The sequence below is a fragment of the Sphingomonas aurantiaca genome (assembly GCF_003050705.1).
GTDB lineage: Bacteria > Pseudomonadota > Alphaproteobacteria > Sphingomonadales > Sphingomonadaceae > Sphingomonas > Sphingomonas aurantiaca.
Map to the genome: position 1 here is coordinate 945108 of NZ_QAOG01000001.1, position 14452 is coordinate 959559.

The 14452-nt window shown below is 67.4% G+C and carries 9 protein-coding genes; 4 read left to right on the forward strand and 5 right to left on the reverse strand.

Annotated features, from left to right (window positions below; all coding sequences use genetic code 11):
• Positions 1-311 precede the first annotated feature (311 nt).
• Positions 312-1043, forward strand: a complete 732-nt coding sequence (locus C8J26_RS04385; RefSeq protein WP_167398770.1) for a CPBP family intramembrane glutamic endopeptidase — start codon at positions 312-314, stop codon at positions 1041-1043.
• A gap of 53 nt (positions 1044-1096) precedes the next feature.
• Positions 1097-2962, forward strand: a complete 1866-nt coding sequence (locus tag C8J26_RS04390) for a CocE/NonD family hydrolase (protein ID WP_107956830.1) — start codon at positions 1097-1099, stop codon at positions 2960-2962.
• Between the two features lie 145 nt (positions 2963-3107).
• On the opposite strand, the gene C8J26_RS04395 is transcribed toward C8J26_RS04390, so the two are convergent.
• From C8J26_RS04395 to C8J26_RS04415, 5 genes are all read right to left on the reverse strand, one after another.
• A complete protein-coding gene (locus tag C8J26_RS04395) occupies positions 3108-3884 on the reverse strand; it encodes an ABC transporter permease (RefSeq protein ID WP_425275392.1) in 777 nt (258 codons plus the stop codon).
• Positions 3881-4810, reverse strand: coding sequence for an ABC transporter ATP-binding protein (locus C8J26_RS04400; protein WP_107956831.1), 930 nt, complete (start codon positions 4808-4810; stop codon positions 3881-3883). Before C8J26_RS04400 ends, C8J26_RS04395 begins: the two co-directional genes overlap by 4 nt.
• Positions 4811-4976: 166 nt before the next feature.
• Entirely contained in the window at positions 4977-5687 is a 711-nt protein-coding gene (locus tag C8J26_RS04405; protein ID WP_107956832.1) for a DsbA family protein, read from the reverse strand.
• Positions 5684-7039, reverse strand: a complete 1356-nt coding sequence (locus tag C8J26_RS04410) for a M48 family metalloprotease (RefSeq protein ID WP_107956833.1) — start codon at positions 7037-7039, stop codon at positions 5684-5686. Before C8J26_RS04410 ends, C8J26_RS04405 begins: the two co-directional genes overlap by 4 nt.
• 486 nt (positions 7040-7525) lie before the next feature.
• Positions 7526-10441, reverse strand: a complete 2916-nt coding sequence (locus C8J26_RS04415) for a ribonuclease E/G (RefSeq protein ID WP_107956834.1) — start codon at positions 10439-10441, stop codon at positions 7526-7528.
• Between the two features lie 562 nt (positions 10442-11003).
• Here C8J26_RS04415 and C8J26_RS04420 point away from each other — a divergent pair.
• Together C8J26_RS04420 and C8J26_RS04425 are read left to right on the forward strand one after the other, a co-directional pair.
• Entirely contained in the window at positions 11004-12245 is a 1242-nt protein-coding gene (locus C8J26_RS04420) for an N-acetylmuramoyl-L-alanine amidase (RefSeq protein ID WP_107956835.1), read from the forward strand.
• Between the two features lie 159 nt (positions 12246-12404).
• A complete protein-coding gene (locus C8J26_RS04425) occupies positions 12405-14378 on the forward strand; it encodes an OPT family oligopeptide transporter (RefSeq protein WP_244185150.1) in 1974 nt (657 codons plus the stop codon).
• The last annotated feature ends 74 nt before the right edge of the window (positions 14379-14452 follow it).

Sequence of the window (14452 nt, forward strand, 5' to 3'; positions counted from 1 at the left end):
TCGTCGATAGGTGAGCACCGCCCCGGCCGAGGCCGGGGTCCAATTGGGGACCGTTGCTAACGTAGCGATGCGCTTCGTTACTCCGGACGTTCCATTTGGGCCCCGGCCTCCGCCGGGGTGAAGTATGGGGTTGGGGTTGCGGACTACCATCCTGTTTCCCCGCGAAGGCGGGGATCCAGACTGGGCTCCCGCCTTCGCGGGCGAACAAGGTGGGGCTGGGCTACCGGCTTTGCAAAGACCAAGGCTTGGCGTTCGCCTTTGCGGACTAAGAGGCGGTAGCATGGGGGCGTATGGGCGGTGGGAGTGCCGGCATGATCGTTCCGATGGCTCTCCTGCTCCTCACGCTCGGCGCGCTGCGCTGGTTTCTCAAGGGCGATCTGCGCGGGTATCGGCGGGTCAAGCGGCGGCCCGATACTGCATCGCGCCAGCGGACCTATCGATTGTGGATCGGCAAGGCGGGGATCGGCTTCGTGCTGCCGGCGCTTGTCGGGCTCGCGCTGCTTGGGCGCCTCGACGCGCTCGTTACCATTCCGGTCGAATTCGATGATCTGCGCCTCTGGCTGCCGACGTTTGAGGGGGAGGATCGTGCCGCGCTGCTGGGGCTGATGGGTGGCGGCGCGCTGGGCGGGCTAGTGCTCGGCGCGCTCTTCGCGATGTGGCGCGGCGGGCGGGGTCAGAAGCCGATCGCCAATGTCGGGTCGCTTCTCCCGCGTAATCGCCCCGAACTCGCGCATGCCGCGGTCATGGCGATCGCGGCGGGTATCTCCGAAGAACTCGCGTTCCGGCTGTTCCTGCCGCTGCTGCTCGTGCTCGTCACCGGCAACGCGGTCGTCGCGTTCGGGATCGCGATCGCGCTGTTCGGGGCGATGCATCGCTATCAGGGGTGGGCGGGCGTGATCGCCACGACGATCGTCGGTGCGCTGATGGCGGCGGTCTACCTCATGACCGGGTCGTTGTGGCTGGCGATGCTGTTGCACGCGCTGATCGATCTCAATTCGCTGGTCCTGCGCCCGGCGCTGGGCGGCGCGTGGCGCGCGGCTTGACTTCGCCGGCGCGGGTTCGTCCAATCGCCGCTGGTTTCATCAAGGGGACACCGATGTCACGCCACGCCCTCCTGCTCGCCTTGGCGATCACCGCCGCGGTACCCGGCGCCACCGTCGCGCAAGCGGGGGCGGGGCAGGCGGGTGCGCAGGCCCCGCAGCCAGCGCCCTTCACCTATCAGGAGGTCATGGTGCCGATGCGTGACGGCGCGCGGCTGCAGACCGTCGTCATGCGGCCGCGTGGGGTCACCGGCCCGCTGCCGATCCTGCTCCAGCGCACGCCCTACGGGGTGCCCGACGCGCCGTTCGCCAGCGCCAGCCGCTTCGGGCCGCTGATGAAGGACGGCTATATCTTCGTGTTCCAGTCGATGCGCGGGCGGTTCAAGTCGGACGGCGTCTTCACGCTGTCGACCGCGGTGCATCCGAACGATCCCAAGGCGGTCGACGAGGCGACCGATGCGTATGATACGGTCGACTGGCTGGTGAAGACGCTCCCTGAGAACTCTGGCAAGGTCGGTATGTGGGGGGTGTCCTATCCCGGGTTCGCGGCGGCTGTGGCGCTGGCCAAGCCGCATCCTGCGCTGAAGGCGGTCAGCCCGCAGGCGGCGTGGATCGATTACTGGCAATCGGACGACCTGCACCGCAACGGCGCGTTGCGGCTGAGCTATGCGACCGACTGGGTGTCGTCGCTGCAGCTCGACAAAACGAAGAATTCGGACTTTGCGTATCCGAGCGACACCTACGACTATTTCCTGAAACAGGGGTCGGCGGAGGCGATTGACCGGACCGTCTTCAAGGGGCGGGTGCCGATGTTCACCGCGCTGCTCGATCACCCGAACCACGACGCCTTCTACACCGGGCAGCGCTGGACGGATTCGCTCGGCGAGACGACGGTACCGACGCTGAACGTAGCGGGGTTCTGGGATCAGGAGGATCCGTGGGGCTCGTGGCAGATCTACGCGCGGCAGAAGCGCAACGATCCGAACCATCTGGCGCAGATGGTGGCGGGGCCGTGGCGGCATGGCGGCTGGCAGGGGGTGGCGGATCATCTGGGGCCGATCCCGATCGGAACGCCCAGCGGCACGCAGTTCCAGGAGCAGATCCAGGCTCCGTTCTTCGCCTATTGGCTGCACGGCAAGGGGCCGCGGCCCGACTTTGCCGCCAGGATGTTCCAGTCGGGATCGAACGCGTGGAAGACCTATGCCGCGTGGCCGCCGGCGGGGGCGAAGCCGACGAACCTCTATCTGCATGCCGATGGCAGCCTGTCGTTCACTGCGCCCGCGGCAGGCGAGGGGTGCCGCGACTATGTGTCCGATCCCGCCAACCCGGTGCCGTTCCGCCGGCGGCCGATGTCGGCGACCTATGCCAGCCCTGACTGGTCGTGGTGGGAGGCCGACGACCAGCGCTTCGTCGATCATCGCCCCGACGTGCTTGGCTATGTCTCCGAATCGCTCGACGCGGACCTGACGGTGACGGGCGCGCTGTCGGCGACGTTGCAGGCATCGACGAGCGGGACGGACAGCGATTTCGTGGTGAAGCTGATCGACGTGCTGCCCGACGATACCGCGCCGTTCGACGGCCAGACCGCGCAGCCGGGGGACTATGCCAGGACGCTCAACGGCTATCAGCTGCCGATCGCGATGGAGGTGCGGCGCGGGCGGTTCCTCGCCAGCGACACCGCGCCGCAGCCGTTGGTGCCGGGAAAGGTCGTCGCGTGGGACGTGCCGCTGCGCGACCATGACCATGTGTTCAAGGCGGGGCACCGGATCATGGTGCAGGTCCAGTCGAGCTGGTTCCCGATGATCGACCGCAACCCGCAATCGTTCGTGGCGAACATCGCGCGGGCGAAGCAGGGCGATTATGTGAAGGCGACGCAGAAGGTCTGTGCAGGATCGCGGGTTACGTTGCCGGTGATGCGGTAAGGCTTGTAGCTGCTTGCACCTCCCCGGCGGGGGCCGGGGCCCAGTTGGGAAGTGCCGCTGATTAGAGACTGCGTCTCGTTATTACGGCCTCACCAATTGGGCCCCGGCCTCCGCCGGGGAGGTGGTCTTTCGACCGTCGGCTCTGTCAGTTCTTCATCCGCCAGCCGGTCTTGAAGATCAGCGCGATGACGATGAGGCATGCGGCGAGGAAGCCCGCCGTGACCGCGAGGCTGATCCCCACCGCGACATCGCCCTGCCCGAAGAAGCTCCAGCGGAAGCCGCTAATGAGATAGACGACCGGGTTGAACAGGCTGACGGTACGCCAGGGCTCAGGCAGCATGTCGATCGAGTAGAACGCGCCGCCGAGGAAGGTGAGCGGCGTGATCAGCAGCGCGGGGACGAAGTTCAGCTGTTCGAAGCCGTTGGCCCAGACGCCGATGATGAACCCGAACAGGCTGAACGCGACCGCGGTGAGGACCAGGAACGCGATCATCGCGAGCGGGTGCTCGATCCGCAGATCCACGAAGAACGATGCGGTCGCCAGGATGATCAGCCCGAGGATCACCGACTTGGTGGTCGCCGCGCCGACATAGCCGATCACCATCTCCATCGCCGAGACGGGCGCGGAGAGCAGTTCGTAGATCGTGCCGGTGAATTTGGGGAAGTAGATCCCGATCGACGCGTTCGAGATGCTCTGCGTGAGCAGCGACAGCATGATCAGGCCGGGGACGATGAAGCTGCCATAGCCGACGCCGCCGACCTGTTGCATCCGGCTGCCGATCGCACCGCCGAAGACGATGAAATAAAGCGACGTCGTGAGGACGGGGGTGACTAGACTCTGCCACAAGGTGCGGAGTGCACGGGCCATTTCAAAGCGATAGATTGCCCAGATGCCGTGCCAGTTCATGAGGGGGATATTCATGCGCGCTCTCCGACGAGATCGACGAAGATGTCTTCGAGGCTCGATTTGCTGGTTTCGAGATCCTTGAAGCCGATGCCAAGTTCGGCGAGCTTTCGGAGCAACGAGGGGATGCCGGTGTGATCGGCCTGCGCGTCGAACACGTAGCGCAGGCGCTTGCCGTCGTCCTGTAGCGATACATCCCAGTCCGCCAGTTCGGCGGGGATCGCGGTCATCGGATCCTGGAGCGACACGTCGAGTTCGCGCTTGCCGAGCTGCTTCATCAGCGCCGCCTTGTCGTCGACCAGCAGCAGCTTGCCCTTGTTGATGACCCCGACCCGGTCGGCCATCTCCTCGGCCTCCTCGATATAATGCGTCGTCAGGATGATCGTCGTGCCGCCCTCGCGCAGGCGGTGGACGAGCTTCCACATGTCGCGGCGCAGCGCCACGTCGACGCCCGCGGTGGGCTCGTCGAGGAAAAGGATCTCGGGCTCGTGGCTAAGCGCCTTGGCGATCAGCACGCGGCGCTTCATCCCGCCCGACAATTCCATGATCTTGGCGTGGCGCTTGTCCCATAGCGACAGGTCGCGGAGTACCTGTTCGATATACGCGCTGTGGCCCGAGCGGCCGAACAGCCGGCGGCTGAAGGTGACGGTGGCGAGCACCGTCTCGAACATGTCGACGTTGAGTTCCTGCGGCACGAGGCCGATGCGGCTGCGCGCCTGCTTGTAGTCGCGGATCGCGTCGAAGCCCGCGACCTTGATCGTGCCGGCGGTCGGCGTGACGATGCCGCAGATGATGCTGATCAGCGTCGTCTTGCCCGCACCGTTGGGGCCGAGCAGCGCGAAGATCTCGCCCTTGCGGATGTCGAGATCGACGGGGTGGAGCGCGGTGGTACCGCTCTTGTAGGTCTTGGTGACGCCCGCGACGGACAGGATCGGTTCGGTCATTGGCACCCCTTTTTCGTGAGGGGAAGATGGGGGTGGGGCATTGGGAATGATAGGGGGCGTCCGTCCCATTCCCGTCATCCTGGGCTCGACCCAGGATCCAGAGCCGCGTTCGCCCCGCTTGTGGCTCTGGATCCTGACTTTCGTCAGGATGACGGAGTTGGTGGGGTTAGCCCGCCCGTGCTGCCGCTACCGCCTTTTGCAGGTCTTCGAGCGGCAGCGCGCCCGACAGGACTCGGTCGCCGACGACCCAGCTTGGCGTGCCGGTCAGCCCGAGCTTGGCGGCGGTTTCCATGTTCTTGGCGATCTCTGCGTCGGCGGTCTTGGTGAAGCCTGGCTGCGAGAGGTCGACCCCGGCCTTGCCAGCCGCGGCGGCGATCGAGGCGTCGCTGACCGGGCCGCCGGCATAGAGCGCGTCGTGGAAGGAGGCGAACTTGCCCTGTTGCGCGGCCGCCAGGCTCGCGCGCGCGGCGATGCGGCTTTCGGCACTGAGGATCGGGAGTTCGCGGAAGACGACGCGCACCTTGGGGTCGGCGGCGATCAGCTTGGCGATCATCGGCAGGCTCGCGCGGCAATAGCCGCAATTATAGTCGAAATACTCGACCAGCGTGACGTCGCCCTTGGGATTGCCCGCCCAGGCGCTGCCGAACGGCGTGACGATCGCATCGCGGTTCGCGGTGACGGTCTTGCCCGACTCGCGGTCGCGCAGCTTCTCCATCGCCTCGGGGAGGATTTCGGGGTGCGCCAGAACGTAATCGTGGACGATCGATTCGACCTGCGCGCGCTCGACGCCCCCGCCCTGGCGATCGAAACCCCAGACCGCGAGGCCTCCGATGACGGCGCCGGCGACAGCGATCGCCGGGAATGTGAATTTGCTCATTTGCGGCGCTTATACTGCTTGGGGTTGTCGTCCATCTCGTTCTGCGCGGCCATCGCGATATCCTGCGCGCGGATCCAGTCGGTGGTGTTGGCGGGGATGTTGGCGAGCGCATATTGCGCGCTGGCCGACGCGGTCCGCATGTCGCCGCCCATGCTCGCGCGCTCGGCGGTGGCAAGCGCGGCGCGCGCGGTGTCGCCGGTCAGTTCGTACACCGTGCCGAGCTGCATCCAGGCGAACGGATTCTGGTCGTCGCGGCCGACCGCGGTGCGCAGGACGCGAGTCGCCTCCGGATAGTTCGCCTTGTTCTCGGTCGCGATCAGCGCGTGGCCGAAGGTGGTGGCGATCAGCGGGTTGTTGCGCGAGCCTTCGGTCGCTTCGCGCAAGGGCACCAGCGACTCGACCGGCTTGCCCGCCTCGAGCAGGATCTGGCCCTTGATCTCGAGGAAATAGGGGTCGGTCGGCTCGGCCCTCACCAGCGCGTTCGCCTCGGCGTCGGCTTTCTCGGGATAGCCGGCCTTGTGATACGCATAGGCGCGGGCGTAGTGCGCGTAGATCGACTGGTTGCTGGGCGGGAAGGCCTGCAGCGTCTGGTCGGCGGGCATGACGTAGCCGGCGAGTTTCGCCTTCACGCGGCGGAAGCGTTCCTCCAGCGCGGCGTCGGGCTTGTTGGCCCAGGCGGGCGAGGCCTGGAGATCGGCGGTGAGTGTTGCGACGCGCTCGCCTGAAAGCGGATGCGACTGCATGAACGGATCGATGTTCGCGGTGCCGAAGCGATATTCCTGCTGCTGCAGTTTCTTGAAGAAGCTGAGCATGCCGCGGCCCGAGACGTTGGCCTCGCGCAGGAATTTTGCGCCGGTCGCGTCGGCGGTCGATTCCTGGACCCGGCTGAACGAGAGATAGGTCCCCATCGCCGCCTGCTGGCCCGCCGCCATGATGCCGGCGCCGGCTTCGCCGCTGCCCGCGGCCATCGCGGCGAGGCCGAGGACCATCGATAGCAGGTACATGCCCATCGCCGGTTTCGTGCCGCGATCGGCGAGGACGACATGGCCGTCGGCGATGTGGCCGAGCTCGTGCGCGATGACGCCCTGGACTTCGTTGGCGTTGTCGGCGGCCTGGATGAGGCCGGAGTGGACGTAGACGGTCTGCCCGCCCGCGACGAACGCGTTGATCGACTCGTCGTTGATCAGGACGACCTTGACGTCGCGCGTCGAGAGCCCGGCGGCCTTGATGAGCGGGTTCGACATTTCGGCGAACATCGTCTCGGTCTCGGCGTCGCGGAGAATCGACTGCGCCTGAAGGGGTTGCGTCCAGAGGAGGAGGGCGGTGGCTGCGGCGGCTACGAAGCGCTTCATGCCGGGGGTTATCGTCGATTGGGGGCGGGGGGGCAATGGCTGGGGGTGGGGGTGCGGTGGTCGGAGACGCGAGGTCGTTCGGGGGGGGGCGTGCGTCGACGCACCGCTGTCGTGATGGAGGGCGCGCTTCTGCCGGCCACCTCCCCGGCGGAGGCCGGGGTCCAGTTGGGGGACGGTACTGGCTGAGGGGGGCGCTTCGTTATTGCCACCTTTCCAACTGGGCCCCGGCCTTCGCCGGGGTGGGTAGGGGAGTGGGGGTGGGTGGGGGAGCCGGGGGCGTCCTTCGACATGCTGAACGTCCCAACTGCGCATCGCTCCCGCCTCCTTGTTCTCCCAAGAAGGCGGGAGCAGAGTCTGGGTCCCCGCCTTCGCGGGGACACAAGCCTTGGCACAGGGCGCGCTTCACCGAGAGTGTTCGCCCGCTCCATAAACGAAAACGGGCGCGGCCTTTCGGTCGCGCCCGTCCTTCGGTCACAGCGTCCGGCGTTAGCCGAAGGTGCGCTGCCACCAGCCGCGGCGGGGGGCGCCGTCGGGGCCGTCGTTGGTGCCATCGTCGGTGCGGTCGGTCGCGACGTCCTGCGGCTGGACTTCGGCCTTTGGCGGGACGGTGTCGATCGGCGTATCGAGCGGTTCGCTGGTCGGCGCGGCATCGCCGGCGTCGACCACGGCAGCCTTGCGCGGGCGACCGCGGGGCTTGGCGGCCTTGGCAGGCGCTTCCTCGACGACCGGCGTTTCGGCCACCGCGTCCGACGCCTTGCGGCGCGCACGCTTGGGCTTCGGCGCCGCAGCCTCGATAGTCTCGGCGGGCGTTGCGCTCACCTCGTCCATCGTCGCTTCGGCGACCGCCTCACGACGACGGCGGCTCGGCTTGGGCGCAGCCGGCTCGGCGGCGACGGGCTCGGGCGCGACCGGCTCTGGCGCGACCGTCTCGACGTCCGCCTCGACCGCGCGCGGCTTGCGACCGCGACGCGCCTTGGGGGCCGCCTCTGCAACCGGCTCGGCGATGTTCGCCGCAGCGGCTGCCGCGCGGGCGCGCGGACGACGGCGCATCTTCGGACCGTCGGCGACCTCTGCGACCGGCGCCTCCTGGACGACCGGCTCTTGCGCCGGCTCGTAAGGCGGCTCGGCATAGGTCGACTCGACCGGCTCATACGCTTCCGGCTCTGGGGCCTCGGCGATCAGCTGGGCATCGTCGATGCTGCTGACGGCGACCGATTGGCCATTGTCCGACCCCTGCTCGTTGCGGCGACCGCCACGACGACCGCGACGACCGCGACGACGACGGCCTTCGCCCTCGGCACCGTTGGCCTGTTCGGCCGACATGATCTTCTCGGCCTCCTCGCCACCGCCGACTTCGACGATGTCGCCCTCGACCGCGTCGATTTCCTCGACGTTGGTGTCGGCGTCCTCGAACGAACCCTCGCCGTTGGTGCCCTCGACCGCACCCTCTTCGCCGGGACGTCCGCGACCGCGACGACCGCGGCGACGGCGACGCTTCTTGCCGCCTTCACCGTCCGCATCGCGACCGTTTTCACGGGGTGCATTCTGCTCGCGCGGTTCACGACGACGCGGCTGCTCGGCTTCGGCCTCTTCGACCTCGTCCTCCTCGATCTCGTCCTCGATTTCCTCGGGAAGGTCGTCCTCGTCTTCCTCGATGATCTGGACGAACTTGGGCGCGTGCGCGGGCGGCGGGCCGCTGGCCTCGACCGTCATGTGCGCGCCTTCCTCGTCCTGGCCGGGGATGATCTCGACGATCACGCCGTAGCGATCCTCGATCTCGGCGATGTCGGCGCGCTTGCGGTTGAGGATGTAGACCGCAGCCTCCTGGCTCGCGCGCAGGGTGAGCAGCGACCCGCGACCGCGCGCGGCTTCGTCCTCGATGAGGCGGAGTGCGGAGATGCCCGACGACGATGCGGTGCGGACCAACCCGGTGCCCTCACAATGCGGGCAGGCGCGGGTCGATGCTTCGAGCACGCCGGTGCGCAGACGCTGGCGGCTCATTTCCATGAGGCCGAACGACGAGATGCGGCCGATCTGGATGCGCGCGCGATCGTTCTTCAGCGCCTCCTTCATCGCCTTCTCGACCTTACGGACGTTGGAATTGTTATCCATGTCGATGAAGTCGATGACGACGAGCCCGGCCATGTCGCGCAGACGAAGCTGGCGGCCGATTTCCTGTGCGGCCTCGAGATTGGTCGCGGTCGCGGTCTGCTCGATCGAATGCTCACGCGTCGAGCGGCCCGAGTTGATGTCGATCGAGACGAGCGCCTCGGTCGGGTTGATGACCAGATAGCCGCCCGACTTCAGCTGGACGACGGGATGGTACATCGCCGACAGCTGATCCTCGACGCCCGCGCGCTGGAACAGCGGAACCGGATCGGCGTAATGCTTGATGCGACGGGCGTGCGTCGGCATCAGCAGGCGCATGAATTCGCGCGCCTGGCGATAGCCGTCCTCGCCCTCGACGATGACCTCTTCGATTTCCTTGTTGTAGATATCGCGGATCGCGCGCTTGATCAGGTCGCTGTCGCCGTAAACGAGCGCCGGCGCCGACGCCTGCAGCGTGGCTTCGCGGATCCCGTCCCACAGGCGGGCGAGGTAATCGAAGTCGCGCTTGATCTCGACCTTGCTGCGCTGGAGCCCGGCGGTGCGGACGATGCAGCCCATCGAGGGCGGCAGCTGCATGTCGGCCATGATCGACTTCAGGCGCTTGCGATCGCCCGCGTTGCTGATCTTCCGCGAGATGCCGCCGCCATGCGACGTGTTGGGCATTAGCACGCAGTAGCGGCCGGCGAGCGACAGATACGTCGTCAGCGCCGCGCCCTTGTTGCCGCGCTCTTCCTTGACGACCTGGACGAGCAGCACTTGGCGGCGATGGATCACGTCCTGAATCTTGTAGCGGCGGCGCAGGTTCATGCGACGCTCGCGCAGGTCCTCGACCGCGGCATCGTCGCTGCTCGACTTGCGCTTGCGGCGCGGAGCATCGCCCGTTTCGCCACCTTCGAGTTCCTCGGCGACGTCGGGATCTACCCCGCCATCGTCCTCGAAGCGCTCGATATCGTCCTCGTCGTCACCCTCTTCGTCGTCCGCGTCGTAGTCGGCGCGCAGGGCGGCCTCCTCGGCGGCATGCTCGGCTTCTTCGCGGAGCAGCGCGTCGCGGTCTTCCTTGGGAATCTGGTAGTAATCGGGGTGGATTTCGCTGAACGCGAGGAAGCCGTGGCGATTGCCGCCGTAATCGATGAACGCCGCCTGGAGCGACGGCTCGACCCGCGTAACCTTGGCGAGGTAGATATTGCCTTTCAGCTGCTTGCGTTCGGCACTCTCGAAATCGAATTCCTCGATCCGGTTACCTTTGACGACGGCGATCCGGGTTTCTTCCCGGTGGCGTGCGTCGATCAGCATACGCGTTGTCATTATAGAATCTCCGCGCGCGCGCCGGGCCTGTCGGCAGCCGTCGCGCGCTTGATGGTGGGGCGGTCGGACACGGACGTCCTGAGCCGCGGAAGGTATGCGAAACTGCCTCTGCTCGGTTTGCATGCCGCGGGAACTCTCCCTGCGGCGCCCGCACGACCGCGATCCCGTCGGCGAAGGCCGGTCGGAGAGCGGGGCGGGGGGAATGCGTCATTCGAGCGTCAACCTGAATTGCCGCGCCGGCGAGGATCCGCAGGCGGGCGTCGAGACCAGCGCGTCGCTGGTCAAAACCAGGCGACACACGGCTGTACGACAGGACTAGCACTGCATACCCGATCCCGCAATGCGCCACATAATGTCGGCAAACCGCCCGCGGACACGCGCGCTTCACCGCGGAACTGGGGCAGCAAGGCGCAGAATTGCCGGGGCGGCAGCGCGTTGCCGGCAAATTCATGGCAAACGGCAAATTAACCGCACACCGCAACGCGCTCTTGGGACACCGGGGCTTACCTGTCCGTGCAGCGATCGGATGTATCGATCAAAGGGGTGTAGCATGGATTTTCGCTGGACCGGCGGCACGTCCGCACGGCAAGGACGCGGGGTGTTGACCGTCATCGCCCTCATGGCCGGCTGGCTGGCGAGCGTGCCCGCCTGGGCGGCGACCGTGCAGAGCGTCGCGATCAGGGACGGGCGTATCGTGATCCGGTTCGACGAGGCGGTCGGCGATGCCGCCAGCCGCGTGCTGACCGGGCCGCGCCAGATCGCGGTCGACGTGACTGGTGCGACGCCGGGTCGCGAGGTCGCGGCGCGCGGGCTGGTGACTGGCGTGACGCAAATGCGCAGCGGGCGCTCGGGGATGCGGATGGTGTTCGATCTCGCCGAGCCGGCGATCGTCACCGATGGCGGGTTCGATTCCGACGGCCGCGAACTCACGCTCGCGTTGCGCACGGTCGACGACGACCAGTTCGCGGAAGCGGGAATTGCAGGGCCGCTCAACTTCTTCCCGTTCAATTTTGGCGCGGCCTCGCGGCCCAGATACAAGGTGTCGGTCGCGGTGCCGCCCAAGGCGCGCGGGGTCCGGCTGCCGCGCGTGGACGGCGACGACACGCGGCCACTGGTGGTGATCGATGCGGGGCATGGCGGTGTCGATCCGGGTGCGATCGGGCCGAACGGGCTGCGCGAGAAGGACGTGACTCTCAAGGTCGCCAAGGCCATTCGCGATCAATTGCTGGCATCGGGGCGCGTGCGCGTGGCGCTGACGCGCAGCGACGACCGCTATCTGATCCTGCGCGAGCGGTACGGCGTTGCGCGGCGGCTGAAGGGCGATCTGTTCATCTCGATCCACTGCGACAGCACCGGCACCGAGACGGCGAGCGGCGCGACCGCGTACACGCTGTCCGAGGTGGCGTCGGACAAGGAGGCAGCCCGGCTGGCGGCGCGCGAGAACAAGGCGGACGTGATCTCGGGCGTAAACCTGGGCGAAGCGCCCGCGGACGTGTCGTCGATCCTGATCGACCTGACCCAGCGCGAGACGATGAACGCGTCGGCGACGTTTGCGCGGTTGCTCGGGCGCGAGGCCAAGCCGCTGATGCCGCTGAAAGCGAACTTCCACCGGATGGCGTCGCTGATGGTGCTGAAAGCGCCGGACATGCCGTCGATCCTGTTCGAGACGGGATATATTTCGAACCCGCAGGACGCCGCGTTCCTGGATAGCGCCGAGGGGCGGCACCGGATCGCGGAGAGCGTGACGCGCGCGGTCGAGGTCAATTTCGCGCGGCGGATGGCCGTGCGGTAGGGTTTGGGGAGGGGGCAGCCCCTTCTTGTTCTCCCGCGAAGGCGGGAGCCCAGTCTGGACTCCCGCCTTCGCGGGAGAACATACCGGTTACGGTCGATACGGTTTCCTCTGACCGCACATCATGGCACATGTCGCCCAAATTGCTTTGAGGCTGACGAGATGACCGACGCGACGCGGGGCGTACCCGAGACGGGACCCGAAACGAGCATGCGCGAGCTCACCTTTCGTGGGATCGTGCTCGGCGGGATCATCACGCTGCTGTTCACCGCGGCCAACGTCTATCTCGGGCTCAAGATCGGGCTGACCTTCGCGACGTCGATCCCCGCCGCGGTGATCTCGATGGCGGTGCTGCGCCTGTTCAAGGATTCGACGATCCTCGAGAACAACATCGTCCAGACGATCGCGTCCGCCGCGGGTACGCTGGCGGCGATCATCTTCGTGCTGCCCGGGCTCGTGATGATCGGCTGGTGGCAGGGCTTCCCGTTCTTCACCACCGCGGCGATCACGATGTTCGGCGGCGTGCTCGGCGTGCTGTTCTCGGTGCCGTTGCGCCGCGCGCTCGTCGTCGACACCGTGCTGCCCTACCCGGAGGGGCGCGCGGCGGCCGAGGTGCTCAAGGTCGGCGCGGGTAGTCGCGAGGGCGGCGAGGAGAGTGCGCGCGGGCTCGGCATCATCGTCGCCAATGCGATCGTCTCGTCGGGCTTCGCGATCCTGACCCAGACCAAGCTGGTCGCTGCCGAGGCTGCCACCTATTTCCGCGTCGGCGCGGGCGCGACCGGGATTTCGGGCGGGCTGTCGTTCGCGCTGCTGGGCGCAGGGCATCTGGTCGGCATCTCGGTCGGCATGGCGATGTTCGCGGGCGTCATCATCGGCTGGTGGATCCTGCTGCCGATCCTGACCTCGGGCGGGAGCATCACCGGGACCGCGGAGGTGATCGCGACCACGGTGTTCCGCTCGGACGTGCGGTTCTTCGGCGCGGGCGTGATCGGCGTCGCGGCGATCTGGACGTTGCTCAAGATCGCAGGACCCGTGGTCGGCGGCGTGCGCTCGGCGCTGGCGGCATCGGCGGCCAAGCGCGGCGGCGAAGTGCTGGCGCTGGAGGAGCGCGACATTCCGATCGGGATCGTCGGGATCGGCTCGCTGGCGATGCTGGTGCCGATCGGCATCCTGCTTTGGACCGTGTTGCAGGGTGGCCCGCTTCAGGCGTCGGCGATCGGGCTGATCGCCGGGAGCCTCGTGTTCATCCTCGTCATCGGGCTCGTGATCGCGGCGGTGTGCGGGTACATGGCGGGGCTGATCGGCGCGTCGAATTCGCCGGTGTCGGGGATCGGCATCCTCGCCATTCTCGCCGCCTCGATCCTGCTGGTGTCGTGGTTCGGCCGCGCGGTCGAGCCCGGCACGACGCAGGCGCTGGTCGCCTACGGGCTGATCGTGACGGGGATCGTGTTCGGGATCGCGACGATCTCGAACGACAATTTGCAGGATCTGAAGACCGGGCAGCTGGTGGGCGCGACGCCGTGGAAGCAGCAGGTCGCGTTGCTGATCGGCGTGGTGTTCGGATCGATCGTCGTGCCGCCGGTGCTCAACCTGCTCGGCAGTACGCTCGGGTTTGCGGGCGCGCCGGGGGCGGGGCCCAATGCGCTGGCGGCACCGCAGGCCGCGCTGATCTCGGCGCTGGCGAAGGGCGTGCTGGGGGGCAATCTCAACTGGGCGATGATCGGCTATGGCGCGCTGACCGGCGTGGTGGTGATCGCGGTCGATGAGTTGCTGGGCAAGGCGGGCAAGCTGCGCTTGCCGCCGCTCGGCGTCGGACTGGGCGTGTATCTGCCGATGTCGGTGACGCTGCCGGTCACGATCGGCGCGGTCGTCGGCTATATGTATGACCGCTGGGCGGACGGCGCGCGCGATCCCGAGCTGGCGATGCGGATGGGCGTGCTGACTGCGACGGGGATGATCGTCGGGGAGTCGCTGTGGGGCGTCGGGTTTGCGGGGATCGTGTACCTGACCAACAAGGAGACGCCGCTGGGGCTGGTCGGGGACGGGTTTGCGAGCGTGGCACTGGTGGGCGGGACGCTGTTGTTCGGCGTGCTGACCTGGGTGATGTACCGGCGGACGATGGCGGCGTCGCGCTAGGAGGATGTTTCCCCGCGAAGGCGGGGACCCAGACTGGGCTCCCGCCTTCGCGGGAGAACACCGCCCGCACCCCG

Bases quoted from the DNA above. Each gene is read 5' to 3' on its own strand.
- C8J26_RS04390 (WP_107956830.1), top strand. From the start codon at position 1,097: ATGTCACGCCACGCCCTCCTGCTCGCCTTGGCGATCACCGCCGCGGTA.
- C8J26_RS04410 (WP_107956833.1), bottom strand. From the start codon at position 7,039: ATGAAGCGCTTCGTAGCCGCCGCAGCCACCGCCCTCCTCCTCTGGACG.
- C8J26_RS04425 (WP_244185150.1), top strand. From the start codon at position 12,405: ATGACCGACGCGACGCGGGGCGTACCCGAGACGGGACCCGAAACGAGC.
- C8J26_RS04400 (WP_107956831.1), bottom strand. From the start codon at position 4,810: ATGACCGAACCGATCCTGTCCGTCGCGGGCGTCACCAAGACCTACAAG.
- C8J26_RS04420 (WP_107956835.1), top strand. From the start codon at position 11,004: ATGGATTTTCGCTGGACCGGCGGCACGTCCGCACGGCAAGGACGCGGG.
- C8J26_RS04415 (WP_107956834.1), bottom strand. From the start codon at position 10,441: ATGCTGATCGACGCACGCCACCGGGAAGAAACCCGGATCGCCGTCGTC.
- C8J26_RS04405 (WP_107956832.1), bottom strand. From the start codon at position 5,687: ATGAGCAAATTCACATTCCCGGCGATCGCTGTCGCCGGCGCCGTCATC.
- C8J26_RS04395 (WP_425275392.1), bottom strand. From the start codon at position 3,884: ATGAATATCCCCCTCATGAACTGGCACGGCATCTGGGCAATCTATCGC.
- C8J26_RS04385 (WP_167398770.1), top strand. From the start codon at position 312: ATGATCGTTCCGATGGCTCTCCTGCTCCTCACGCTCGGCGCGCTGCGC.